This window comes from Citrobacter sp. Ce129, assembly GCF_030334545.1.
Taxonomy (GTDB): domain Bacteria; phylum Pseudomonadota; class Gammaproteobacteria; order Enterobacterales; family Enterobacteriaceae; genus Citrobacter; species Citrobacter europaeus.
The window spans coordinates 77,198-102,011 of sequence record NZ_JAOWDS010000027.1 but is presented as its reverse complement, the minus strand read 5'-3'; the positions used below and the strand labels follow the sequence as shown (position 1 = coordinate 102,011).

Below are 24,814 nucleotides of genomic sequence, written 5' to 3'. Positions count from 1 at the left end.
GTTTGTGCCAGTATGGCCTGTTGAGTTTTTTTCGGTCTGGTTGAGCGTTGTCGGGAGCGAGTGTGAGCAGCAAAGTAGAACAATTACGTCAGCAGTTAAATGAACGTATTCTGGTGCTGGACGGCGGTATGGGCACCATGATCCAGGGATATCGTCTGAGCGAAGAGGATTTCCGCGGCGAACGCTTTGCCGACTGGCCGTGCGATCTGAAAGGCAACAACGACCTGTTGGTGCTCAGCAAACCGGAGGTGATCGCCGCGATCCATAACGCCTACTTTGAGGCGGGCGCGGATATCATCGAAACCAACACCTTTAACTCCACGACTATCGCCATGGCGGATTACCAGATGGAATCCCTGTCGGCGGAAATCAACTTTACGGCAGCTAAACTGGCGCGTGCGGCGGCAGACGAATGGACGGCGCGCACGCCGGAAAAACCGCGCTATGTCGCGGGCGTGCTCGGCCCAACCAACCGTACGGCGTCTATCTCGCCTGACGTTAACGACCCGGCTTACCGCAACATTACCTTTGATCAACTGGTGGCCGCCTACCGTGAATCTACCAAAGCGCTGGTGGAAGGCGGCAGTGACCTGATCCTGATTGAAACCGTCTTCGATACCCTGAACGCCAAAGCCGCTATTTTTGCGGTGAAAACCGAATTCGAAGCGCTGGGCGTTGAGCTGCCGATTATGCTCTCCGGCACCATCACCGATGCTTCCGGGCGTACGCTTTCCGGCCAGACTACCGAAGCATTCTATAACTCCTTGCGCCACGCGGATGCGCTGACTTTCGGCCTGAACTGCGCCTTAGGTCCGGACGAGCTGCGCCAGTACGTGCAGGAACTGTCGCGCATTGCCGAATGCTACGTGACCGCGCACCCGAATGCCGGTTTACCAAACGCCTTTGGCGAATACGATCTCGACGCCGACACCATGGCGGCACAAATCCGCGAGTGGGCGCAGGCGGGCTTTCTCAACGTGGTCGGCGGCTGCTGCGGCACCACGCCGGAACACATCGCCGCCATGAGCCGCGCGGTGGATGGCTTGCCGCCACGCCGTTTGCCGGAAATCCCGGTTGCCTGCCGCCTGTCCGGCCTTGAACCGCTGAACATCGGCGACGACAGCCTGTTTGTGAACGTCGGCGAGCGCACCAACGTCACCGGTTCGGCGAAATTTAAACGCCTGATCAAAGAAGAGAAATACAGCGAAGCGCTGGATGTCGCCCGCCAGCAGGTGGAAAGCGGTGCGCAGATTATCGATATCAACATGGACGAGGGGATGCTCGACGCCGAAGCGGCAATGGTGCGTTTCCTCAACCTGATCGCCGGTGAGCCGGATATCGCCCGCGTACCGATCATGATCGACTCCTCGAAATGGGACGTTATCGAGAAAGGGCTGAAGTGCATTCAGGGTAAAGGCATCGTTAACTCCATCTCGATGAAAGAGGGGGTTGAGACCTTTATTCATCACGCGAAGCTTCTGCGTCGCTACGGTGCCGCGGTGGTGGTGATGGCTTTTGACGAGCAGGGGCAGGCCGACACCCGCGCGCGTAAAATCGAGATCTGCCGTCGGGCGTACAAAATTCTTACCGAAGAAGTGGGCTTCCCGCCGGAAGACATTATCTTTGACCCGAACATCTTTGCCGTCGCGACCGGTATTGATGAGCACAACAACTACGCGCAGGACTTTATCGGCGCCTGTGAGGACATCAAACGCGAACTGCCGCATGCGCTGATCTCCGGCGGCGTTTCAAACGTTTCATTCTCGTTTCGCGGCAACGACCCGGTACGTGAAGCTATTCACGCGGTATTCCTCTACTACGCCATTCGCAACGGTATGGACATGGGGATCGTCAACGCCGGACAGTTGGCGATTTATGACGACCTGCCCGCCGAGCTGCGCGATGCGGTTGAAGACGTGATCCTTAACCGCCGTGACGATGGCACCGAACGACTGCTGGAGCTGGCTGAGAAATATCGCGGCAGTAAAACCGACGACACGGCGAATGCCCAGATGGCGGAATGGCGCACCTGGGACGTGAAAAAGCGCCTCGAATACTCGCTGGTGAAAGGCATTACCGAGTTTATTGAGCTGGATACCGAAGAAGCGCGCCAGCAAGCTGCGCGTCCGATCGAGGTTATTGAAGGACCGCTGATGGACGGCATGAACGTGGTCGGCGACCTGTTCGGCGAGGGAAAAATGTTCCTGCCGCAGGTGGTGAAATCCGCTCGCGTGATGAAGCAGGCGGTGGCCTACCTCGAACCGTACATTGAGGCCAGCAAAGAGAAAGGCTCCAGCAACGGCAAGATGGTCATCGCGACCGTGAAGGGCGATGTGCACGATATCGGCAAAAACATTGTTGGCGTGGTGCTGCAATGTAACAACTACGAAATCGTCGATCTTGGCGTGATGGTGCCCGCGGAGAAAATCCTCAGAACGGCGCGTGAAGTGAATGCCGATCTGATTGGCCTTTCCGGGCTGATTACCCCATCGCTGGACGAAATGGTCAACGTGGCGAAAGAGATGGAGCGTCAGGGCTTCACCATCCCACTGCTGATTGGCGGTGCGACCACCTCGAAAGCACACACCGCGGTGAAAATTGAGCAGAACTACAGTGGCCCGACGGTTTACGTGCAAAACGCCTCGCGTACCGTTGGCGTCGTGGCCGCGCTGCTCTCAGACACCCAGCGCGATGACTTTGTCGCCCGTACGCGTAAAGAGTACGAAACCGTGCGTATCCAGCATGCGCGTAAGAAACCGCGTACCCCGCCGGTAACGTTACAGGTTGCCCGTGACAACGATCTGGCCTTCGACTGGGAAAACTACACGCCGCCGGTGGCGCACCGCCTCGGCGTGCAGGAAGTTGAAGCCAGTATCGAAACCCTGCGCAACTACATCGACTGGACGCCGTTCTTTATGACCTGGTCGTTGGCCGGGAAATATCCGCGCATTCTTGAAGATGAGGTGGTAGGAGAAGAGGCGAAGCGCCTGTTCAAAGATGCCAACGACATGCTGGATAAACTCAGCGCTGAGAAGACCCTGAATCCGCGCGGCGTGGTGGGTTTATTCCCGGCCAATCGCGTGGGTGACGACATCGAGATTTACCGTGACGAGACGCGTACGCATGTCATCAACGTGAGTCATCACCTGCGCCAGCAGACGGAAAAAGTCGGTTTCGCCAACTATTGCCTGTCTGACTTTGTCGCGCCGAAACTGAGCGGCAAAGCGGATTACATCGGTGCTTTCGCGGTTACCGGCGGTCTGGAGGAAGATGCGCTGGCGGACGCCTTTGAAGCCCAGCATGACGACTACAACAAGATCATGGTGAAAGCGATCGCTGACCGTCTGGCGGAAGCATTCGCGGAGTATCTGCATGAGCGCGTGCGTAAAGTTTACTGGGGCTATGCGGCGAATGAGAACCTCAGTAACGAGGAGCTTATCCGCGAAAACTACCAGGGGATTCGCCCGGCGCCGGGCTATCCGGCGTGCCCGGAACACACTGAAAAGGCCACCATTTGGGAACTGCTGGACGTGGAAGCGCACACCGGGATGAAGCTCACTGAATCATTTGCGATGTGGCCAGGCGCGTCGGTCTCCGGCTGGTATTTCAGTCATCCGGACAGCAAGTACTACGCCGTGGCGCAAATCCAGCGCGATCAGGTTGAAGATTATGCCTTCCGTAAAGGCATGAGCGTGGCGGAAGTCGAACGTTGGTTAGCGCCAAACCTCGGCTACGACGCTGATTGATTCACAAAACTGTCATCTTTATTTACAACAAACAGGGCACTCATTGAGTGCCCTGTCTCTTTATTACGTTTAAACCCTTATACTGAAAGAAGGCTTCGGCCTCAGGAACATATAACGATAAGGAGTACCTGATTCCGTGTTAACTCTGTTACACCTGCTTTCTGCCGTCGCGATGCTGGTTTGGGGTACGCATATTGTGCGTACCGGCGTGATGCGTGTCTTTGGCGCCCGCTTGCGTACCGTCCTCAGCCGTAGTGTTGAAAAGAAGCCGCTCGCCTTTTGTGCGGGTATCGGCGTGACGGCGCTGGTGCAAAGCAGCAACGCCACCACCATGCTGGTCACTTCGTTTGTCGCGCAAGATCTCGTGGCGCTCACCCCTGCACTGGTGATTGTACTCGGCGCCGACGTGGGGACCGCTCTGATGGCGCGTATCCTGACTTTCGACCTCTCCTGGCTGTCGCCACTGCTGATTTTTATCGGCGTGATCTTCTTTCTCGGACGTAAGCAGTCCCGCGTGGGGCAACTGGGGCGGGTTGGTATTGGGCTGGGATTGATTTTACTGGCGCTGGAGCTGATTGTGCAGGCAGTAACGCCGATCACCCAGGCGAATGGTGTGCAGGTTATTTTCGCCTCGCTCACCGGCGATATCATGCTGGATGCGCTGATTGGCGCCATGTTTGCGATTATCAGTTACTCCAGCCTGGCGGCGGTGCTGCTGACGGCCACACTGACCGCCGCAGGCATTATCTCGTTCCCGGTGGCGTTGTGTCTGGTGATTGGCGCCAACCTCGGCTCTGGCCTGCTGGCGATGTTGAATAACAGCGCCGCGAACGCCGCCGCCCGCCGAGTGGCGCTCGGCAGTCTGTTGTTTAAGCTGGTGGGGAGTCTGATTATCCTGCCGTTTGTTCATCCGTTGGCTAATCTGATGGATGAACTGCCGCTGGCGAAATCTGAACTGGTTATCTACTTCCACGTCTTCTACAACCTGGTGCGCTGCGTGGCGATGGTGCCGTTCGCCGAACCGATGGCGCGTTTTTGTAAGCGCATCATCCGCGATGAGCCAGAACTTGATGCGCATCTGAAGCCCAAACATCTGGACGTTAGCGCGCTGGATACGCCGACGCTCGCTTTGGCTAATGCCGCCCGTGAAGCTTTGCGCATAGGCGACGCGATGGAGCAGATGATGGACGGGCTGAAGAAGGTGATGCACGGTGAGCCGCGTGAAGAGAAAGAGCTGCGCAGGATGGCGGACGACATTAACGTGCTATACACGGCCATTAAGCTCTATCTGGCGCGGATGCCAAAGGATGAGCTGGCGGAAGAGGAATCACGCCGTTGGGCGGAGATTATCGAAATGTCGCTCAACCTCGAGCAGGCTTCCGATATTGTCGAACGTATGGGCAGCGAGATAGCCGATAAGTCGCTGGCCGCCCGCCGGGCATTCTCTGTCGAAGGGCTAAAAGAACTGGATGCGCTCTACGATCAGTTGCTCAGCAATCTGCAACTGGCAATGTCGGTGTTCTTCTCAGGTGATGTGACCAGTGCCCGTCGTCTGCGCCGCAGCAAGCACCGCTTCCGTATTCTCAACCGTCGTTATTCGCATGCGCACGTTGACCGTTTGCATCAGCAGAACGTGCAGAGCATCGAGACCAGCTCGTTGCACCTGGCGCTGTTGGGCGATATGCAGCGTCTGAACTCGCTGTTTTGTTCAGTGGCTTACAGCGTGCTGGAACAGCCGGATGAAGACGATGAGCGGGATGATTATTGAGTGAGGTGAAGCGGTAGGCCGGATAAGGCATTTATGCCGCCATCCGGCAATGCTGTCGTCTACCATATAGGCCGGATAAGGCGAAGCCGCCATCCGGCATCAGACAACAAATCAACTAAAAGCAGTGGCCTGCTTCAACGGCAACCGCCTCTTCACCCGCTTTAAAGATATACGTGGTGTTCGGGCCGCCGAGCACGGACTTACCGTTACTCACCTTAATCCAGTTACCTTCCGGTAAGCCAATTACCGTCAGCTCTGGCGCCACAACCAGCAGCTCGCGAATACGCTGTTCACGCGTTTCGCCTTTGTGGCCTTCCGGCAGCGCGTTGGTGAAATGTGGGTTAATCTGCAGCGGGAACAGACCCAGGGCATCAAAGCCTTTTGGATCGACAATCGGCATGTCGTTGGTGGTGCGGATGGTCTGGCAGGCAAGGTTGGAACCCGCGCTCCAGCCGATATACAGCGCACCGCGTTTGACGACATCCACAATCGGCGCCAGCAGTCCGCGTTCGCGGCTTTCTTTCAGTAACTGGAAGGTATTACCCCCGCCGACAATCACCAGCTCTGCGTTTTCAATAGCGGCAATCGGATCGGCAACGGTATGAATACCCGTAACGTTGACGCCCATTGGCGCAAAGATGGCTGCCGTTTTCGCCGTGTACTCATCCCAGGTTTGCGTCACGCCAGCGAACGGAATAAACACCGCCGTACGGCGACCATTCAGTTGTTCAGCAATCAGCGGCAGCGCATGTTCCATCCAACCTTTGCCCGGCAGCGTCGAGTTACTCAATAAAAGCAGTTCCATCATTTCTCCATGTAATCAGAAAATTACCAACCGCAGTCATGTTACCACCGTCAGTATAACGCCTCACTGATATGGCTCACGATGTTGGAAGTGAGGTTCTGGAAAGCGGCTCGCAATAGATTTTTATGCCTATTTGTAGACGTTGTTGTCGGGAAGGGGGGCAATGTACCGGGCACGCTGAAAGTGAATAACTACCAGTAACCCAAATCAGTCATTAGCAACCAGCTTGTGAAACCAATCATCCCGGTACCACCGACGATATATAGAAAAACGTTAACATAAAATCCTAAGTCCCCGCGGTAATAGTAATCTTTTATAGGGGAGCTTTTTCTTGTTTCAATGATAACACCTGTCTGGAATCCTCTAATACCATGCAATAACATCCAGATCGCAGTGACGTACATAACGGTCACGAGAGCTATGTTTTTTAACTCCATGTTAATCTTTGACTGTCTCCTTTAGTCTGTTTACTCAGCCTTCAGAAAAGGTTGATGAGAATTTAGTATCACTAGACTTCAATTCCCTTCTGTTTCAGCTCTTTTCTAATCACACGTTTAATCCAGGCTGCCAACGATTCATCGCCATCCTGCCGTTGTGCTTCTTCCATCGCTTTGCGCAGTTCCGGATCCAGACGGAATTGAAACGTGGGATTACCTCTTCTTTCGTTCATGTGTGTTGATACCTTAATTACACAAGAGTAGCGTGTGTATGTGTGATGACACATTACTCTCACACACCAAACATGACAACGCCCCGAAAGTGCGGGAACACGATCAGGGCGTCTAACCACAACATTACATCAGCCAGTTGATTCCCGCGTTGGCGCAGTTGGAAGTGAAAGCTGACCAGCAATTGTTTGCTGTTGCATAGTACCTAAAATAAACAGAGCGCCCATCCCTGGCGCTCTGTTCCTGCTTTTTTACCCCGCCCGCGCAAATTCTGCCGCTTCGGCGATTAGCGCGTCATCCGGGCGTACGCCGGTGTACATGGCGAACTGCTCCACGGCCTGTAAGGCAATCACCTCTGCACCGCTGATGGTCTTTTTACCTAATTGCTGTGCCAGTTTGATTACCGGTGTTTCCGGCGGCAGGGCGACGACGTCAAACACCACGCTGGCGGCAGCGACCATTGCTTCGCTGTAGGCCAGTTCATCGCTCTCTTTACCGCCAGCCATGCCGACGGGCGTCACGTTGACCAGAATATCGCAGGTAATCCCTTCCGGCTGAGGCTGCCACTGGAAACCGTACTGTTTTGCCAGCGCCGGGCCGCTCTCACGATTGCGGGCGGCGACGATAACATCGCGAAAACCGGCATCGAGAAACGCGGCGATAACCGCTTTACCCATTCCACCGCTGCCGCGGATCATGACGCGTGCGTGGGTATCAAGCTGGTGGCTGGCAATCAGGCTTTTTACCGCAATATAGTCGGTGTTAAATCCTGTCAGCTTACCGTTGTCATTGACGAGGGTGTTGACGGAGTCAATGACTTTTGCGGAAGGATCGATGGCATCCAGAAACGGCATGCAGCTCTCTTTAAACGGCATCGATACCGCGCAGCCGCGGATGCCTAGCGCGCGAACGCCTTTCACCGCGGCCTCAATATCCTGCGTAGTAAAGGCTTTGTAGATAAAATTTAACCCCAACTTTTCATACAGATAGTTGTGAAAACGTGTGCCGAAGTTGCCGGGTCGGCCGGCAAGCGACATGCACAACTGGGTGTCGCGGTTAATCATGTTAAATTTCCTCGGCGTGAGACAATATGTACTGTTCGGCTTCCTGCGACCAAATCCCCTGATGGCGTTCCAGGATGTCACGCAGGGCTGGATCATCAATCTGGGTGAGCGCGGTTAACGGAAAGGCTTTGCCGGTGTAGACCAGTTTTTTCCCGCCACCGACTTTTGGCAGTTCCAGCGTTGTCTCACCAGCCGCATTCAGCCCCAGAATGTGCGTCACCACTTTTGCGGCCTGAACCTTCTTCTCTTCGATCAGTTTTACCGCCGTGCGCATATCGTCGGTATTGCCGCCAGATGTCCCAACATAATGGGTAAAGGCGTAGTGCACGTCGTAGAAGTTAATCGGCGCGCTAAACTGCTTATCCTGCGGACCCGCAAAGAAATTCATGCAGCCATCGGCAGCCAGCAGGGAAGAGGCCAGCGTGACCAGCTCTTCGTTGGGTACAAATACAAAGATGTCGTCAAACCCATGGCCGCCGCTCAATGCCATCAATGTGTCATAAGCTGCATCCTGGGCGTGAAGGTAGTGGATCAACGTTTGTGGCTCTGACGGATAGTGCTTGCGGGCGTAGCTCAACTTGTCGTTATTGGTGTCGGTCACTACCAGCAGCGCCGGGTTAACCGGACCATGCAGCGCGTAGTCGATCGCCAGTAGTCCCATTGGCCCAGTGCCGCCGAGGATTAACGTACGCCCCTGCGGACGAATGCCCATCTTATGGTTATAAGTGCCTTCCTGCAGGTGATAGTTGGCGTTGAATGCGCCAATCACGCAGGACAGTGGCTCAACCAATGAACCTTCAAAATAGGTTTCGCCTTCGTAAGCCAACAAGCAGTCCTGCTCCATGACTTCATCAGGAATGATGACGTGCGTGGCTTCACCGCCCACCCATGGGAAGGAGTAGCCGGGACAGTCCGGGCGATCCGGCAGTTGCAGGTTAGCCTGAATGACATAGCGTTGGCCGGGCTGAAACTTGTGCTGCCATTTTTTCCCCACGGCAATAATATCGCCGCAGAACTCGTGGCCGATGATGATTGGGTTGGTGACCACATCATCTGGCACCTTTTTGTGGTTCTCACCCTGATTAGCCTCTTTCCAGGAAGAAAGGCAAAGGCTGTCGGTTACGACGGAAGCAAGAATTTCATCATCCTGCATTTCAGGAAGATCGAAGGTTTCCAGGCGCAGATCGCGTTTACCATAAAGGCGTAAAGCTGTTGTTGTTTGCATTGTTACCACCTCTTCCTCTTTCGAGGACAATTTGTTGAAGTAGCCCCAGCATCGCCGGGGCGGAAAAATCAGGACAGGAAGCCCAGCGCGTTACCGATAATCCCCAGCGCAAACAAGGCGAAGATCAGCCACACCGGATTAATTTTCTTGTTGAGTAGCCGCACCATCAGCAGCGTCAGACCCAGCGCCAGCAGGCCGGGGCAGAGTTGGTCGAGAATGTTCTGCACGGTCATGGTGACGGTGGTACCGTCTGTGCCAGGCGTTTGCGATACCACCAGTGGTACGTTGATGCTGGTCCATTTGGTGACCAGCACCCCCATGACAAACAGGCCAAGAATTGATGCGCCTTCGGTCAACTTTTGCAGCAGGTTGCCGCCCATGTCGCTAACGATGTTGACCCCTTTACGAAAGCCAAGCTGTAAGCCGTACCACTTCATTGCCAGACGTACTGCATTGAAAATAAAGAAGAACAATAGCGGGCCGAGAATGTTACCGGACAGTGCCAGCGATGCGCCGAGCGCGGCGGTAATCGGGCGCAGTGTTCCCCATACCAGCGGATCGCCGACGCCGGCCAGCGGACCCATCAGCCCAACTTTGATGCCATTGATTGCACCATCGTCAATTTCCGCGCCGTTGGCGCGAGCTTCTTCCATCGCGGCGGTCACGCCAATTACCGGGCCGCAAACGGCAGGTGTGGTATTGAAGAACACCAGGTGCCGTTTGAGTGCCGCAACCTGGTCCTCTTTCAGTGGATACAGGCGCTTGATGGCAGGGATCATGTCGTAGCAAAAGCCCAGCCCATGAATGCGTTCAAAGTTGAATGATGCCTGTTGCAGGTTGGAGCGAACAAACATGCTAAACAGGTCGGATTTGGTCAGTTTTTTCTGTTCCATGGCTGGCTCCATTAGTCATCAAGCTGGTCGAGAGCTTGGGAAGAGGCGGGTTGCGCCTGCGGTTCGGCTTTACGCCACTGTGGGTTTAACTGGATGTAGACCAGCGCGATGATCACGCCCACGCCACCGAAAGCCAGCAGACTCAAATCGAGATACCCTCCGGCAATAAATCCGAGGAAGAAGAAGGGCATCAGGTACTTCACTCCCATCATGCGCAGCACCATGGCGTAACCGACCACCACGATAAAGCCACCGGCAATCTGCAATCCGCGGGTGACGAATTCCGGAATGGCGTTGAGCATGCTGCTGACCATATCCGCGCTGACAAACAGCGAGACGATTAATGCAGGAATGGCAACGCGCAGCGCCTGTACGCCGAGAGCGGAAACATGCAGCATGTCGATGGTGCGAAAGCGGGCGTCTTCGGCTGCTTTATCCGCCGCGTGCTGGAACACCACGGTGATGGTACGGGCGAATACCGTCAGTACCTGGCCTGCCGCCGCGACGGGCAGGGCGATGGCGATACCGGTAGCAATGCTTTGCTGACCGACGATAACCAGAATGGCGGAGATAATACTGGCGAGCGCTGAATCGGGAGACTGCGCTGCGCCGACGTTCATCCAACCCAGAGCAATTAACTCCAGCGTGCCGCCGAGCATAATCCCGGTTTTTAAATCACCGAGGATCAGGCCGATAACGGTACAAGCAATAAGCGGACGGTGGGTCTGGAACTCATCCAACACGCTGCCCATTCCGGCAATACAGGAAAATATAAATATGGCGATAATTTGTAGGGTACTTATTTCCATAATATGTCACCTTGTGAATGTGATCATCCCTGCCTGTTAAAGCATAAATACACAGGCATTTTTATTTATTCAGCGAGCGATTGTTCTTTTATTTTTTCAAGGATATTAACTGATGGATCCGATGCGACGACGCGTAAATCCAGCGTAACCCCCAATTTATCTAACTCACGAAAAGCTTTGATATCGTCATCATCTAAAGAGACCGCTTTGGTTAATTGTTTTTTACCTGGCCGCCAGGCCATGCCGCCAATATTTAACGTGGCGATTTTTACCCCTTGTTTTACCATTGCTAAAGCATCCTGCGGGCAGGTAAACAGATAAAAAACGGTTTCGCTCTGATATTGCGGGTTATGGTAAACAGCGACTGCTTTTTCGAGATTAACGACGTTAACCTTCATTCCGGGCGGGGCGGCCTGACGTAATAATGTTCGACGTACTTCATCGTTATAAACGTCGTCATTGCAGATAATAATTCGTTGGGCATTCGCCACCTTCGACCAGACGGTGGTGACCTGACCGTGAATCAAGCGGTCATCGATACGAGCAAGGGTAATGTTCATCAGAAATCCTCTTCGGTCGTTTCCAGATGTTGCCAGACGACACAGGTTTGTTGAGCAATGGTCGTCAGGTGTTCACACAGTTCATCCACATTCATACTGCTTTGGTTATCAACCAGTTCCAGCGCCAATGGCAGCGACAACCCGCTAATAACCCGAATAGCGGGATTTTGCATTGCCAGCGTAGCGGCAGCATTCCAGGGACTGCCGCACTGCAGATCGACGGCAATCAGCCATTCATCGCCAGTGTGAACGCTTACTAACTTTTTCAGTTTTTCCACGATGTTGCTGGCGTTCTCCCCAGGGACAAATGCCACGGCTTCGACGTTGGCATCGCCGTAGACCATCTGTACCGATTCCAGCATGGCGCAGGCCAGATTGCCGTGAGCGCAGAAGATTGCATTGACCATAAAACCTCCTTAACCGCGCGTTTTTCCGCCCGCAATGTTAGTGGTTACTCCGGTGATATAACTGGCGCGCTCTGAGAGGAGATAACAAACAAAATCAGCGACTTCGCTTAAACGTCCTGAGCGACCAATCGGGATCGCGTTCCTGGTATAACCCTCACGCAGCTGTTCAACGGTGATGTTGCGGGTCCAGGCCAGCGCTTCTTCATATTCGGGGGTGCGCAAACCGGTTTTTTCCAGAATGCCAGGTGCAATGCCAACCACACGAATGCCGTGTTTGCCCAACTCTTTCGACCAGGAACGGGTAAAGCTATTCAACGCGGCTTTAGTGGCGGCATAGCAGCTTTGGCCCTCTGAGCCTTCCAGTCCGCTTTCTGAAGAGACATTCACAATCACGCCGTTATGCTGTTTTACCATTTGGCGTGCCGCCGCTTGCGACATTAAGAACACACCTTTCTGGTTGATATTAACCATTTTTTCAAAAGCAGCTTCGTTCAGTTCGTATTGCCCGGCGGGTGCTTTTTCATCGACCAGTAGCCGCGGGAAGTTAACGCCAGCATTATTTACCAGTCCATCAATACGTCCGTAGCGTTGGATAATTTCAGTAACAGTATGATTAACCTCTTTAGCGCTGGAAATATCCGTTGGCCAGAAATGATATCCGCTATGGTTTTCATATTTACCTTCGCCACTATGAATATCTGCCATTTGCACATTTGCGCCTTGCGCTAATAACTCCTCGACAATGGCCAGACCAATTCCGGATGCGCCACCGGTAACAATAATGACTTTGTCTTGCAGATTTAACCACGTTTGCATAATAAACTCCCAGTTTCAGATAAGGGGATCCCACATAAAATTAATTATGGCAGGATCAATTCAAATATATTTACTTCAACAATAATTCAGCGGTATGGCTGTTGGTGACTAAACAGTTAATATAATTCCCACGTAATGCGCCTAATATCCCAGTGTATTTTTCTTCACCCATTGCAATGCCAATGGAGTAACGCGCCTGTTTTAATTTATTGGTTTCGATGGAGAGCGTCTTTTCACTCATCCTGGTCTCTACGGTTACACCGTTGATATCGTAAAAGCGCGAGCAAATGTCTCCGGCCACATGGCGGGCATGCAGGTCATCACTCTCTTCACTGCCGTAAAAAGCGTGCCAGTTGGCACCATCGCGTATTGCCGGAGACCCAATTCCGACCAGCGCGACGTCCAGATTATCCCAGTAGGCGGAAATCGATTTAAAGTGCCGGGACTGCATAATACCGTTACGGATCAGCGAGTTTTCCAACAGCGCCGGGAAATCGGCCAGGTGCGATTCCCCCTTGAGCTTTGCCGCGGCGCCGTAGGTCAGCGTATTGACGTGGTAGCGGCTTTCAAGTTTGCCGGACGGTCCGCCGATAATCGGCACACAGATAAGCTGGCGTGACTGGTTGGCCGGGGATAATCCTTCAACCAATCCCCGTACCGCGCGACCCCATGAAAAACCAATAATGTCGCCGGGCTCCAGTAAGCGTTCCAGTAACTGTGCGCCATGCACGCCCATCATATTAAGTTGTTCATCTTCCTGTTCGCTGTCGCAGGAGACTACGACCGCTTCTTTCAGGCCAAATTTTTGTTTTAGCTGCTGTTCCAGCCACAGATTTTCGTTGTAGTCGTAATTAATGGCGATGGTGACGATACCCTGCTCGCGGCCACGTTTTAGTAACCGACTGATCGTGGTGCGGTAAATCCCCAGCTCGCGGGCGATTTGCGCTTGTGTCATATCCTGCTCGTAATAAAGCTGCGCGATTTTTACGATCAGGCGGATATCATCGCTGTTTTCCATCGCCATTTTGGGACTCCTGCACATTTGTGCAAATCACGAAATTGCCTTCTTGATCTGATATAACCCCATCTGTTTCACATCTCAAAGCTATTTTCACTTATTTCAGCGTCAATAACTGACCGATTGTGCTGCACATTTGATGTGGTGATTGCGCGTCTTTGGCACATATGTGCTTGTTGCTCTAATGTCTTGATTCTGCTTGTTTTCATTCAACAAAATTGCAGATATGGATCACTGACACTTTTGTGTCAAAAGGCGGGGCGGATCACAAATAGCGCTCGGGCATTCGAACACGATTATTTTTTATCGCCCACAAGGTAGGGTATATTTCGCTTTTAATACACAAAGTCATTCAAGTTGTACCAAGGCGGCAAGGGAGCGAATCCCTGGGAGCATAGATTGCTATGCGACCTGGGTGAGTGAGGGCAGCCAACGCAAAGACAGCTTGAAGGATGAAGTGTATACAGGAGAAACTATGCTGCCCGACTCATCTATCCGATTAAACAAATACATCAGTGAAAGCGGAATCTGCTCGCGCCGCGAGGCGGATCGCTTTATCGAACAAGGGAATGTCTTCCTGAATGGCAAACGCGCCACCATTGGCGATCAGGTGATGCCTGGCGACGTCGTAAAAGTAAATGGTCGATTGATTGAGCCGCGTGAAGCGGAAGATCTGGTTTTTATCGCGCTGAATAAGCCGGTAGGGATTGTCAGCACCACCGAAGATAGCGAGCGCGACAACATTGTTGATTTCGTCAATCACAGCAAGCGCGTGTTCCCAATCGGTCGTCTGGACAAAGATTCTCAGGGACTTATCTTTCTGACCAACCACGGCGACCTGGTGAATAAAATCCTGCGTGCCGGTAACGATCACGAAAAAGAGTATCTGGTGACGGTAGATAAGCCGGTCACTGATGATTTTATCCGTGGGATGGGGGCCGGTGTGCCAATCCTCGGCACCGTCACCAAAAAATGTAAGGTGAAGAAAGAAGCGCCGTTTGTGTTTCGCATTACGCTGATTCAGGGGCTGAACCGTCAGATCCGTCGTATGTGCGAACACTTTGGCTATGAAGTTACCAAACTTGAGCGTACGCGTATCATGAACGTTGGTTTGTCCGGTCTGCCGCTGGGTGAATGGCGCGACCTGACGGATGACGAACTGATCGATCTGTTCAAGCTGATTGAGAATTCGTCCTCAGAAGCCAAACCGAAGGCGAAAGCGAAGCCCAAAACCGCAGGCATTAAGCGCCCGGTAGTGAAAATCGAAAAATCGGCGGAGAAAGAGAAATCGCGCCCGGCGGCAAACGGTAAGCGTTTTACCTCGCCGGGGCGTAAGAAGAAAGGGCGTTAACGTCTGCCGCGCGTTGGCGTATTTGCTGACCAGGAAAACGATGCTTCCGCATCCGGTTTATAAGCCTGCTTTTTCTTCAACTGGCGGGCTTTTTTCGCTTCCGCTTCGCGCAAGGCCATCAGTTTATCGATGTACTCTTTCTTGATGCTGTTGGTTTCTGCGTTGGTCAGCGGGCGACCATGCGCAATGCGCGCGCGGTCGAGCAGCGTTTTCAGTTCACGCTGTTCGCGTTCGGTCATCTCTTTTTGGGTAATGCGGGGGAGTGCCATATGGGTGCCCTCTGTTAGCCGATATCCTCAGTGTACGGTAATCCAGAACCTGCTGATAGCGTCATGTATTGTATTATTCAGCAATACGTAATTTTCCGGCAAAGTCCTGCTGTGTATAGCCCGTTGTTCTGAATCGCTTGTCTGTGATGATGTTATCGATCTCTTTTAATGTGGCGATACACATCACACCGTCCTGGCCAAATTTTGTATGGTCGGCAAGAATTACCGACTTTTTACTCATAGCAATCATTGATTTGGCAACATAGGCTTCATCGAAGCTTTTCACCAGCACACCATGTTGAGGTGAAATACCACCCGCGCCGATGAAGCAGATATCTGCGTGAATAGTGTTTATTTGCTGACAAACGGAGACGCCGAGATTGGCGCGGAAATGGTAGTCATATTCACCACCTAATACATAAACGCGCGCTTTGAGATTATGTTCTTTGATTTTATCGGCAATCAAGGCTGAATTAGTAATAACGGAATAGGCCAGAGGAGGTAATTGTTCGGCCAGAATAAGATTGGTTGTGCAGGAATCAATGAATAGAGTGTCGTGCTCGCTGACCATCCCGGCGGCAAGTTTACCAATTGCCATTTTTTCTTCGCGGTGTATATCAATCCGCGCGCCAAATTCATCTTCCTGAACAACCTGCTTCTTGACGGCTCCACCGTGAATCTTGGTAATTTGCCCTTCAGACTCCAGGATGGAGAGATCGCGGCGAATGGTCTCTGATGTGACTTTTAGCGTTTCCGATAATTTGATAACCGTCACTTCACCGAATTTATTTAATTCATCGAGGATATGTTTTCTTCTTTTAATCGGGTTCATTATTTTCCGCCAACGTCGTGCTTTGGCGCATGGTAACTGGATGTGCAGAGCAACGCAACCACTCCAACGCACAGACAATACCCTCATCATCATTAGAGGCCGTCACATAGCTGGCTTGTTGTTTTACTGCCTCTGGCGCATTCCCCATTGCAATACCAATGCCGGCGGCGGAAAACATACTGATATCGTTTTGCTGGTCGCCAATCGCCGCAACCTTTTCTGCTGTTATATTTAACTGGCGCATTAACATGCTAATAGCATAACCTTTATTTATTTCGCTACGTTGGATATCAATGTAATTCTCCCCAGTGATAGTCGCTGTATAGCCATAAGGTAATTTATTATTCACTTCTGCAAACAGTGCATTTATTTTTAACTGCTCAGTAACGAGTGTGATTTTATAAATATCATGCCGGTTTAAAATATTTCCAGGTGCTGCCGAAATAAGTGGTAATTCAAATAAACGGGCTTCATAAGTTGTCCATGGCGCTACCTGTTGGTCGCAACGATGATAAATAGCATCGGCGCTAAAAAAGTGATGAGGACAGAGGGAAAGCGCAATATGTCGGTCAATATCCCGAAGATTCATACAAGAGAGCGCTGCAGTATGGATATTGCGCTGCTGCGCCATCTCGAGAATCTGACCTCCGTTGAAGCCTGCGCACCAACCAAACAGTGCATCAACCTGCTGCTGCTGTAGCAGGCGCATCATAGAGGAGACCGGTCTGGCAGAACAAGCGGCCAGCAGGCCACCGCGCTGGTGGAAATCAATGAGTGCCTGACGTGTGCGTGGACTGATTGTCTTTTGCGAAGTCAGTAGTGTTCCATCCAGATCGGTGACCAGTAACATGCTTCTTTTCCCTTAATATCAATGCGCAATAAACGGTGTGACAGCCTCTTTGGCGGCGTTGCAGACCATATTGTCGATTGCCGTACCGACGACCAGAATATTGACCCCGGTATCCTTAAACGCTTTGGCATTGGCGAGGTTAATTCCGCCTTCCGCCAGCGTCGGCACGCTTACCGCGCCGACCAGTGCCCACAGGCGATCTTTAATGGCTTGCGGAATATCACCTGCGGCTACGCCTTCGTAGCTCATACCGGTCATTAAACCAATCATGTCGACGCCAATTTCCTGCATCCGTTTTGCTACGCTGGCGACCTCTTCCGGAGTGCGCGCAGGAATACCGAAGGTATGCAGGTCATCCGGGTGACCAATATAAGCATCAACGGTCAGGCCATACTGATGGGCGAGATTAACGATGTCCTGTAGATCGTCCCAGTCGGATTTATGGGTGTGTAAGCCATCGGCACCAGCACGGGCAATCTCCAGTATCTCTGTTTCCGTGAGCGGGACTGGTAACGTTTCGGTAAAGCCACCTGCGATACCGACGGTAATGAAGATATCGTCAGGGACCACATTACGTACGCCATGTACTGCTTCGGCCATCTGGCTGTTAGTAATTTCGTGGCGGATTTGTTCCGCCGCGTGCATGTTGCTCACCCCCTTATGCCCACGCGCTAACGCCAGTGCGGGATGGTTCGGTTCGAGCAGCTTAACGCCCGCCTCACATACTGCTTTTGCCAGACGCGCATCGTCGCCGGTTATCCCTGTGCTGAGGATGGTTTGCCCGCCGTGCAGCGTGATGGCATCTTTCACTTTCTGTAACGCTTTAGCGCGTTTTTTATTCATATCGCCTTTAAACATGGTGTACCTCTGGTGTTGGTGCATTAATTAATGGGCTGACGCGGTAGATTCTTTCTGTGCGACAGCCTTAAAACGGTTGGCAATAATGGTGGAAATACAGGTCAGGCCCATGACGGTAACCATCACAATCGCCATTTGCAGCGCATTGCTGGATAAGAACGGAGAGGCAAATGCAGGGACATAAGCCACGCCTTTGACGTTAAAGAAACCCAGCATCATGCCGCCCAGACCGGCCCAAACGATCGCTGAACCAAAGACAATTTTGTTGGCAAACATGAACGGATAGGCCGATTCAACGAAGGTCCCAAAGCCGAGGTTGATAAGCAGGCCGGGCGTCGCGACGGCTGCTTCGCTTTTTTCTCGTGGTGCGATGACGTTAGCCAGGTTGATACCTGCAGCAACCATCACCAGGCCCACCATATCGACAGCACCGAGGAAGCTGACACCGGATTTTTCCATTTCCAGGAGCACCAGCGGCAGAATGACTGCGTGATAGACTCCCCCCAGAATAGCTGGCCAGATAACCAACCCAGCCAGCAGGCCGGCAAGAATAGGGCTGAAGGCCAGTGTGCTTTCGATAGCCAGTTTGATGTAATTACCTGCTGACAGCGCCAGCGGACTCAGCAGATAGTGCATGATTAACCCAGCGGCCAGGCCCGAGATCCCACCCGCTACAATGTTGACGGTGGTCATCGGAAAGCGCCAATTCAGGCATAATTCAAACAGCCAACGAACGAAAATCCCGGCCATCAAACCACCGATGATCCCTCCAATCAGACCGCCTTCGACGGAAAGTACTCCGGCGACCACCCCAGCAACAATTGAGACTTCATCCAGTTCCGAAATCTGTTTTGCTGCGAGAACCGCAACTAAAACCGGCAGGCCCTTCAGTAGAATTTCAAAGATATCGTTGAGTTTTTCCAGGCCCGGAATGTGACTGAGTGCGAGCACGATTGCCATGGCGATAAAGCCCGGCAGCGCAGGGATCATAATGCTGCGAATATTGAAGCGCTTAAGCAGGCTTTTTCCAGAACCGCCCTGTGAAGGAGAAGCGCTGCCCAACTGTGGTTTATATTTAACGCCCCAGTGCTTACACAGTGATGCGATGAAGGAGACTGCGCGGGTTCGGCTGGTGGTTCCCGTCGTGCCCGAGGTTGCGACGACATTTGCCCCTTTTGCCGCCACTAGCGCCATTGAGGTTCCGCCGGTGCCAACAATCGGTGTTTTCATCTCAACAGCGGCGGCAAAGACTGCCTGGTTGGCCTTCACCGGATCGGCGCTCATCACGATGATCCCGTCGATCTCACCGTTACGGATCATCTCAGCAATCCTGAAATCGCTCTCAACTACCGAGTCGTTCACTTCTGAAAGTTTGCCCTGAAATATCCTTTGTGGTTTTTGTTGGTTTTCTGTGGTTAGTGCAAATACAGACGCTGGCGTGTGAGGTTTGGCAGCGTCCATTGAGGCCTCTGCCGCAATGAACTGCACAGCGGCAACTTCCACACCTGCGGCTTCGCACTGCTGGTAAATTTCCTGGAGTAGCTTTTCGGGTTCAGCACCACCCAGGTTGTAGAGGTTGCCTCCACTGCTTCCAATAATCGCAATTTTTTTCATAGCGGCCTCGAAGATAGGGTAAGGGTTTATCTGTGTTGTAGTGGAATCATATTCCCAATTAAAACAAACTAAATCAACATTCTAAAAATGATTAATTTGGGGTTTGAAACAGGTTTATTTGTATATTTGATTGAAATATAACAATTAAATAATTATTTTGTTTTGTGTTGATGTTTGTTGTTTTGTGATGGGGTTCAAATGCAGGTAGGGAGAAATGGAGGATGCCTCCTCCATTTATGAAGATTAGTGTTGTTTTACTGCGTGTGGTTTCTCTTCAATCGGCTTGCCGGACCAGTAGCCTGCCAGCAGCGAACCGGAAAGGTTATGCCAGACGGAGAACAACGCGCCGGGCAGGGCGGCAAGCGGGCCAAAGTAGATCTTGCCCAGCGCAGCGGCAAGTCCCGAATTCTGCATGCCCACTTCGATAGCCAACGTCCGGCAGGTTGACTCGTCGAAACCAAACAGTTTTCCGCCCCAGTAGCCGCCGAGCAGGCCAATGGTGTTATGCAGGATTACGGCGATAATCACCACAAAGCCGACCGACGCAATGTGCGAGGCAGAACCCGCCACGACGGCGCTGATGATTGCCAGAATGCACACCATAGAAAATGCGGGCAGATAGGGTTCCACGGCTTTTACGACGCGTGGGAACAGGTGGTGAATGACCAACCCCAACGCAATCGGAATGACCACGATCTGCAGGATACTCAGCAACATACCCATCACATCGACCTGGATATGCGCATCGACATACAGCCGTGTCAGCAGTGGTGTGGCGACAACGCCGACCAGCGTTGAAACCGATGAAATAGTCACAGAGAGCGCCACATCGCCTTTTGCCAGATAGATCATGACGTTTGATGCCGTTCCGCTGGCGACGCTACCGACCAGCACCATCCCTGCGGATAATTCCGGCGGCATGTTAAATGCCAGCGCTAAAATCCATGCGGCGAGCGGCATCACCAGATAGTGCAGGAAAATACCCGCCGCGACGGGTGCTGGACGTGAGAGTACGCGTTTAAAGTCGTCCACCTTCAGGTGAACGCCCATGCCGAACATGATCAGCATCAGTAACGACGGCACGAATGGCCCGACAGGCGTAAAGGTGGTGGGCGTGTAATACGCAATCACAGAGAGCAGCAGCGCCCATAACGGGAACAGCCGCGTGAGAGTAGCGAGCATGTTATATTCCTTGCGATTGAAATGTGTTGTGTTGTTATAAAAAGCCGGGTTCGAGCCCGGCTATAGTTATTGTTTATCGCGTGATGAAATATTATTCAAACAAATTATGTTTATGTTCCGCTGCGAACGTTTTCCCAGCTCAGCCCGAAGCGGGCGAGATATTTGCGCAGGCGGTCTGCATCGTTAGGATTGGCTTTCTTCTGCCGTGAGACGGCAAACAGTTCGCGCCCCGCTTCCGACAGCGACGCGCTGCGGCGGCACACTTCCAGCACCGTTTCTAACTGGCGGCGATCGAACAGGTCAATGTCCATGTTCAGTTCAGGTTGCGAAGCGGCAATCTGCCAACTCTCCTTTAACAGCGCAATTTCTTCTTCGACAAGGGATAAGGTGATGCGCCCCTGTTCGGCAAGTGTCGCCATTCGCGCGATGGATGAACTTAGCTCGCGAAAATTGCCGCGCCACTGCGCCTGTGGGGAACAGGCAAATGCCAGATAACAAACGCGAGCCTCTTTGTCGAAACGGATCTGCATCTGTTTACGGCTGGAAAAACGGTGTAGCTCATACTCGATGTTCGGGGCGATATCTTCCCGCCGCTGCGCCAGACCGGGCAGGGCGAAGCTCCACATATTGATACGTGCATAGAGATCTTCGCGAAAACGGCCTTCAGCGACCCACTGCTGCATGTCGCGATGGGTTCCGGCTATCAGTTGAAAATCGCTGTGTACTTCTTTGTCCGATCCAAACGGGAAAAAGGTTTTTTCCTCTATCGCTTTTAGCAGCATGGCCTGCTCGTCCAGCCCTAACTCGGCTATCTCATCAAGGAACAGCACGCCGCCATCCGCTTCACGCAGCAGTCCGCTGCGCGCTGTGAGTGCGCCGGTAAACGCCCCTTTCACGTGACCGAACAACGTAGACATCGCATTGTCGCCACGCAGGGTTGCGCAGTTGACGGCGACCAGTTTCCCTGCCACCAGATGCTTCGACTGGCGTAGCTGAAAAATACGTTTCGCCAGGAAGGATTTACCCGCACCGGTGGGGCCGGTGAGCAGGATCGGGTCGGTCGAACGTAATGCTACACGCTCAATGCGATCGATCAGTTTATTGAAGGTGGCGTTGCGCGTATCAATCCCGTCCTTCAGAAAGGAGACAGACTGTTGCTGTTCGCGCTGAAAACGACTGGTGAGCGTGGCATAGCGGCTTAAATCGAGATCGATAACCGAGCAGACGCCAGCGGCGACGGCTTCGTCCGATGAACCGGCTGGTGCCGGGCTGGTTTGTAGCAGGCTGGCGGGCAGGTAGCGGGCTTCCGTCAGCAGAAACCAGCAGATCTGCGCGACGTGCGTCCCGGTGGTGATGTGCACCAGATACTCTTCATTATCCGTATCAAAGCAGTAGTGGGTGGCGAAGTCGAGGAAAGCGGCGTAGACCTCTTCAAAATCCCAGGGGTCGTTAATAGTCACGGCATGTGGGCGTACTTCGGTGTCAGGTGAGAGCAGCGCGACGTCTTCAATCAACCTTTGCGCCATGCTCTCATCGCGTGGCTGGTGCAGCAGTTCCAGTCTGTCGACAGGGAGATCAGGCTGTTGGCACAATCCAACCGTGGGTCGCCACTTTTTAAATCGATTAGCGCGTTTACCGCGCTTGTCCAGCACCGTACCCAGTACACCAATGACTACCCGTCTCTTTTTCATAGTTTATCCACAAAGATAAATATCGATATAAAAAGATAAGAAAATATCTTCGCCACGGCAATCTTTAATCTAAGTGCGTAAAATAAAATGATTGTTAATCAATGAGTTAAAAGTTTAATTCGCGTATTTTTCTTTTTGGCACGCTTCTGGCAATAACTCTTACGTCAATCACGCTGAAAACGCAGGGGGTTAAACCTCGCCGGCACGTCAGGAACGGTACAGGCTGTTTTCCAGAAGTGTTCCGTCAGCCGATGACACACAGTGGGTTCGATTCCCAATTTCATCCTCCGAATGAAAACTGGTTGTTAATCATAGAAATAAAACGGAGCGATGCGCAGTTAGCACGCTCCAGAACAGGCTGCCGGTAAAGATGCCGTGCGACAGGCAAAAGGGAATTCCCCTGCCGCTTCGCCCCTGCACCCGCACCTGAACAACATAAAGGAATAATAAAATGGCTAAGAAAATCACGATACAAAAGGGGCAGTTAGGTCTTTTATCCCGCGAGGGCGATTACTATCAGACGCTGGAGTCTGGGCAGCACCGTTTGCCGTGGTTTAACGCCCCTGAAGTGCTGATCGTTAATAGGGATGGTAGCGAGGTACCGCAAGCGCTGGCGGAGTATTTGCGTCGCTTCCAGCCTGCATGGGTAGAGCGTTACTGCCTGGTTGTTGATACGACGGATACCGAAGCCGGAGCGTTGTATGTCAACGGTGTTTTACAGGAGATCTGCCCACCTGCCACGCGCCGTCTGTACTGGCGTGCAGAGGAAGCGCTGACGCTGGTGCGCATGGATACTCGTCAGGTTTTGGTACCGGTTGAGGTGATGAATGCGGTATTACAGTCACGACGTAACGGTACGGTGAAAGGTCGTGAAGCCATCTTAACGGTGCAAGTTCCTGCGTGGCACGTTGGTGTGCTGAAAATTGATGGCGAAACCCAGGCGCTGTTACCGCCGGGTTTGACCGCATACTGGAAGATAAACCATCTGATTGAAGCTGAAGTTGTTGATACCCGTTTACAGGTGCTGGAGGTCGGCGGGCAAGAGATCCTGACCAAAGATAAGGTCAATCTGCGATTAAATCTGGCCGCAAACTGGCGTTATAGCGATGTGTTGCAGGCTTTTGGTCAACTGACCAAACCGCTGGACCACCTTTACCGCGAGTTACAGTTTGCGCTGCGTGAAGCGGTGGGAACGCGCACGCTGGACGAACTGCTGGAAGATAAGCAGGTGATCGATGAGGTGGTGAGCGCACAGGTGAAAGCCCGAATGACGCCGTTTGGTATTGAGGTGGCTTCGCTCGGCGTGAAAGATATTGTCCTGCCGGGAGATATGAAAGCTATTTTGTCCCAACTAGTTGAAGCTGAGAAATCCGCTCAGGCCAACGTTATCCGCCGTCGTGAAGAGACTGCCGCGACGCGATCGCTGTTGAATACTGCGAAAGTAATGGAAAACAACCCGGTGGCGTTGCGCTTAAAAGAGCTGGAAACCCTCGAAAGAGTTGCTGAACGTATCGATAAAATCTCGGTGTTTGGTGGCCTCGACCAGGTACTGCACGGCCTTGTGAACATAAAAGGATAAGAATAATGAGCTACAACACAGTGGACGGCGCGATGCGCGAAAGGGTATTGCGCCAGCTAAAAGAGGTAGAGCAGCGCTATGGCGTCAGGGTGCTGTATGCCTGTGAATCCGGCAGCCGCGGCTGGGGATTTGCCTCGCCGGACAGCGACTATGACGTGCGATTTATCTATGTTCATCCGCCCGAGTGGTATCTGCGGGTCGAGGCGCCACGAGATGTTATCGAGTTGCCGATAGATGATGAGCTGGACGTCTGCGGCTGGGAATGGCGCAAGGCGCTGGGGTTACTGAAAGGCGCAAACCCTACGCTTATCGAGTGGCTGGATTCTCCAGTGGTCTATCAGCAGGATGAAGTGACCGTGTCAGCGCTGAAAGCGTTGGTGCCTAAATGGTTTTCTCCACTACGTGCTCGTTGGCACTACTATTCGATGGCGCGGAAAAACTTCCGTGGCTATCTGCAGGGTGACGACGTACGGCTGAAAAAATACTTCTATGTTCTGCGCCCGCTGCTGGCTGTGCGGTGGGTCGAAGCGGGGAAAGGTGTACCACCGATGCGTTTTGCCGACCTGCTGGCGGGAAGTGAACTGGATGCGCCGTTGCGTCAGGAAATTGATGAACTGCTGGAACGCAAGCAGTGCGCGAGAGAAGCGGAGTATGGTCCGCGCCGCCCACTGTTGCATGCGTTTATCCGCGCCGAACTGAAAAGAGGAGAGATTCCGCCGACGTTACCGGATAGCCGGGAGGGTGATGTCAGAGAACTGGACAGATTGTTATATGAAACGGTGATGCGGTGAAAACGCCCGATGGTACAA

22 protein-coding genes are annotated in these 24,814 nt (G+C 52.7%); 5 read left to right on the top strand and 17 right to left on the bottom strand.

Going from position 1 to position 24,814, the window contains the following annotated elements; all coding sequences use genetic code 11:
- Window positions 1-62: 62 nt before the first annotated feature.
- Entirely contained in the window at window positions 63-3,746 is a 3,684-nt protein-coding gene (gene metH, locus OGV77_RS00785) for a methionine synthase (protein ID WP_043018040.1), read from the top strand.
- A gap of 136 nt (window positions 3,747-3,882) precedes the next feature.
- Complete coding sequence (locus tag OGV77_RS00780; protein ID WP_047407292.1) at window positions 3,883-5,514, top strand: Na/Pi cotransporter family protein; 1,632 nt, start codon at window positions 3,883-3,885, stop codon at window positions 5,512-5,514.
- A 115-nt stretch (window positions 5,515-5,629) separates the two neighbouring features.
- On the opposite strand, the gene pepE is transcribed toward OGV77_RS00780, so the two are convergent.
- The 10 genes from pepE to OGV77_RS00730 all read right to left on the bottom strand — a co-directional run bounded on the left by pepE (window position 5,630) and on the right by OGV77_RS00730 (window position 13,779).
- Window positions 5,630-6,319: a dipeptidase PepE gene (pepE, locus tag OGV77_RS00775; protein ID WP_003841421.1), complete on the bottom strand. Its 690-nt coding sequence runs from the start codon at window positions 6,317-6,319 to the stop codon at window positions 5,630-5,632.
- A gap of 508 nt (window positions 6,320-6,827) precedes the next feature.
- The gene (locus OGV77_RS00770) at window positions 6,828-6,989 is read right to left on the bottom strand and encodes a hypothetical protein (RefSeq protein ID WP_087050424.1); all 162 of its coding nucleotides are present in this window, start codon (window positions 6,987-6,989) and stop codon (window positions 6,828-6,830) included.
- 249 nt (window positions 6,990-7,238) lie between these two features.
- Entirely contained in the window at window positions 7,239-8,051 is an 813-nt protein-coding gene (locus OGV77_RS00765) for a shikimate 5-dehydrogenase (RefSeq protein WP_087050425.1), read from the bottom strand.
- Window position 8,052: 1 nt separating this feature from the next.
- Complete coding sequence (gene sorE / locus OGV77_RS00760) at window positions 8,053-9,276, bottom strand: L-sorbose 1-phosphate reductase (RefSeq protein WP_087050426.1); 1,224 nt, start codon at window positions 9,274-9,276, stop codon at window positions 8,053-8,055.
- 68 nt (window positions 9,277-9,344) lie between these two features.
- Entirely contained in the window at window positions 9,345-10,169 is an 825-nt protein-coding gene (locus OGV77_RS00755; protein WP_047407282.1) for a PTS system mannose/fructose/sorbose family transporter subunit IID, read from the bottom strand.
- An 11-nt stretch (window positions 10,170-10,180) separates the two neighbouring features.
- A complete protein-coding gene (locus OGV77_RS00750) occupies window positions 10,181-10,978 on the bottom strand; it encodes a PTS mannose/fructose/sorbose transporter subunit IIC (RefSeq protein ID WP_047407279.1) in 798 nt (265 codons plus the stop codon).
- Window positions 10,979-11,043: 65 nt separating this feature from the next.
- Window positions 11,044-11,538, bottom strand: a complete 495-nt coding sequence (locus tag OGV77_RS00745; RefSeq protein WP_047407276.1) for a PTS sugar transporter subunit IIB — start codon at window positions 11,536-11,538, stop codon at window positions 11,044-11,046.
- The gene (locus OGV77_RS00740; protein WP_047407273.1) at window positions 11,538-11,945 is read right to left on the bottom strand and encodes a mannose/fructose/sorbose PTS transporter subunit IIA; all 408 of its coding nucleotides are present in this window, start codon (window positions 11,943-11,945) and stop codon (window positions 11,538-11,540) included. The genes OGV77_RS00745 and OGV77_RS00740 overlap by 1 nt, the downstream gene beginning before the upstream one ends.
- Before the next feature lie 9 nt (window positions 11,946-11,954).
- Window positions 11,955-12,761, bottom strand: a complete 807-nt coding sequence (locus OGV77_RS00735) for an SDR family oxidoreductase (RefSeq protein WP_043018051.1) — start codon at window positions 12,759-12,761, stop codon at window positions 11,955-11,957.
- Window positions 12,762-12,831: 70 nt separating this feature from the next.
- Window positions 12,832-13,779 (bottom strand): sugar-binding transcriptional regulator, encoded by a 948-nt coding sequence (locus tag OGV77_RS00730; RefSeq protein WP_087050431.1) that lies wholly within the window; start codon window positions 13,777-13,779, stop codon window positions 12,832-12,834.
- Window positions 13,780-14,254: 475 nt separating this feature from the next.
- On the opposite strand from OGV77_RS00730, the gene rluF reads away from it, so the two are divergent.
- A complete protein-coding gene (gene rluF / locus OGV77_RS00725) occupies window positions 14,255-15,130 on the top strand; it encodes a 23S rRNA pseudouridine(2604) synthase RluF (RefSeq protein WP_008786901.1) in 876 nt (291 codons plus the stop codon).
- Here the strand turns inward: rluF and OGV77_RS00720 are convergent.
- From OGV77_RS00720 to rtcR, 7 genes are all read right to left on the bottom strand, one after another.
- The gene (locus OGV77_RS00720; RefSeq protein ID WP_087050427.1) at window positions 15,127-15,399 is read right to left on the bottom strand and encodes a YjbD family protein; all 273 of its coding nucleotides are present in this window, start codon (window positions 15,397-15,399) and stop codon (window positions 15,127-15,129) included. The two genes, rluF and OGV77_RS00720, sit on opposite strands and share 4 nt — an antisense overlap.
- Window positions 15,400-15,472: 73 nt before the next feature.
- Window positions 15,473-16,231 (bottom strand): DeoR/GlpR family DNA-binding transcription regulator, encoded by a 759-nt coding sequence (locus OGV77_RS00715; RefSeq protein WP_032942078.1) that lies wholly within the window; start codon window positions 16,229-16,231, stop codon window positions 15,473-15,475.
- Entirely contained in the window at window positions 16,218-17,081 is an 864-nt protein-coding gene (locus OGV77_RS00710) for a Cof-type HAD-IIB family hydrolase (RefSeq protein WP_047407265.1), read from the bottom strand. The genes OGV77_RS00715 and OGV77_RS00710 overlap by 14 nt, the downstream gene beginning before the upstream one ends.
- A gap of 18 nt (window positions 17,082-17,099) precedes the next feature.
- A complete protein-coding gene (locus OGV77_RS00705; protein ID WP_032942081.1) occupies window positions 17,100-17,939 on the bottom strand; it encodes a beta/alpha barrel domain-containing protein in 840 nt (279 codons plus the stop codon).
- Between the two features lie 27 nt (window positions 17,940-17,966).
- Window positions 17,967-19,553: a PTS sugar transporter gene (locus OGV77_RS00700; protein ID WP_043018055.1), complete on the bottom strand. Its 1,587-nt coding sequence runs from the start codon at window positions 19,551-19,553 to the stop codon at window positions 17,967-17,969.
- 243 nt (window positions 19,554-19,796) lie between these two features.
- Complete coding sequence (panS, locus tag OGV77_RS00695; protein WP_043018056.1) at window positions 19,797-20,735, bottom strand: ketopantoate/pantoate/pantothenate transporter PanS; 939 nt, start codon at window positions 20,733-20,735, stop codon at window positions 19,797-19,799.
- Between the two features lie 110 nt (window positions 20,736-20,845).
- Window positions 20,846-22,426: an RNA repair transcriptional activator RtcR gene (gene rtcR / locus OGV77_RS00690; protein ID WP_087050428.1), complete on the bottom strand. Its 1,581-nt coding sequence runs from the start codon at window positions 22,424-22,426 to the stop codon at window positions 20,846-20,848.
- Between the two features lie 451 nt (window positions 22,427-22,877).
- Between rtcR and OGV77_RS00685 the strand changes: the two genes are divergently transcribed.
- Together OGV77_RS00685 and OGV77_RS00680 are read left to right on the top strand one after the other, a co-directional pair.
- A complete protein-coding gene (locus OGV77_RS00685; protein WP_087050429.1) occupies window positions 22,878-24,005 on the top strand; it encodes a slipin family protein in 1,128 nt (375 codons plus the stop codon).
- Window positions 24,006-24,010: 5 nt separating this feature from the next.
- A complete protein-coding gene (locus OGV77_RS00680) occupies window positions 24,011-24,796 on the top strand; it encodes a nucleotidyltransferase domain-containing protein (protein ID WP_087050430.1) in 786 nt (261 codons plus the stop codon).
- Window positions 24,797-24,814: the final 18 nt, after the last annotated feature.

Bases quoted from the DNA above. Each gene is read 5' to 3' on its own strand.
- panS (WP_043018056.1), bottom strand. From the start codon at position 20,735: ATGCTCGCTACTCTCACGCGGCTGTTCCCGTTATGGGCGCTGCTGCTC.
- pepE (WP_003841421.1), bottom strand. From the start codon at position 6,319: ATGGAACTGCTTTTATTGAGTAACTCGACGCTGCCGGGCAAAGGTTGG.
- OGV77_RS00740 (WP_047407273.1), bottom strand. From the start codon at position 11,945: ATGGTCAATGCAATCTTCTGCGCTCACGGCAATCTGGCCTGCGCCATG.
- OGV77_RS00770 (WP_087050424.1), bottom strand. From the start codon at position 6,989: ATGAACGAAAGAAGAGGTAATCCCACGTTTCAATTCCGTCTGGATCCG.
- OGV77_RS00680 (WP_087050430.1), top strand. From the start codon at position 24,011: ATGAGCTACAACACAGTGGACGGCGCGATGCGCGAAAGGGTATTGCGC.
- OGV77_RS00765 (WP_087050425.1), bottom strand. From the start codon at position 8,051: ATGATTAACCGCGACACCCAGTTGTGCATGTCGCTTGCCGGCCGACCC.
- OGV77_RS00700 (WP_043018055.1), bottom strand. From the start codon at position 19,553: ATGAAAAAAATTGCGATTATTGGAAGCAGTGGAGGCAACCTCTACAAC.
- OGV77_RS00755 (WP_047407282.1), bottom strand. From the start codon at position 10,169: ATGGAACAGAAAAAACTGACCAAATCCGACCTGTTTAGCATGTTTGTT.
- rluF (WP_008786901.1), top strand. From the start codon at position 14,255: ATGCTGCCCGACTCATCTATCCGATTAAACAAATACATCAGTGAAAGC.
- OGV77_RS00685 (WP_087050429.1), top strand. From the start codon at position 22,878: ATGGCTAAGAAAATCACGATACAAAAGGGGCAGTTAGGTCTTTTATCC.
- rtcR (WP_087050428.1), bottom strand. From the start codon at position 22,426: ATGAAAAAGAGACGGGTAGTCATTGGTGTACTGGGTACGGTGCTGGAC.
- OGV77_RS00735 (WP_043018051.1), bottom strand. From the start codon at position 12,761: ATGCAAACGTGGTTAAATCTGCAAGACAAAGTCATTATTGTTACCGGT.
- OGV77_RS00710 (WP_047407265.1), bottom strand. From the start codon at position 17,081: ATGTTACTGGTCACCGATCTGGATGGAACACTACTGACTTCGCAAAAG.
- OGV77_RS00750 (WP_047407279.1), bottom strand. From the start codon at position 10,978: ATGGAAATAAGTACCCTACAAATTATCGCCATATTTATATTTTCCTGT.
- OGV77_RS00720 (WP_087050427.1), bottom strand. From the start codon at position 15,399: ATGGCACTCCCCCGCATTACCCAAAAAGAGATGACCGAACGCGAACAG.
- OGV77_RS00705 (WP_032942081.1), bottom strand. From the start codon at position 17,939: ATGTTTAAAGGCGATATGAATAAAAAACGCGCTAAAGCGTTACAGAAA.
- OGV77_RS00745 (WP_047407276.1), bottom strand. From the start codon at position 11,538: ATGAACATTACCCTTGCTCGTATCGATGACCGCTTGATTCACGGTCAG.
- sorE (WP_087050426.1), bottom strand. From the start codon at position 9,276: ATGCAAACAACAACAGCTTTACGCCTTTATGGTAAACGCGATCTGCGC.
- OGV77_RS00715 (WP_032942078.1), bottom strand. From the start codon at position 16,231: ATGAACCCGATTAAAAGAAGAAAACATATCCTCGATGAATTAAATAAA.
- OGV77_RS00730 (WP_087050431.1), bottom strand. From the start codon at position 13,779: ATGGAAAACAGCGATGATATCCGCCTGATCGTAAAAATCGCGCAGCTT.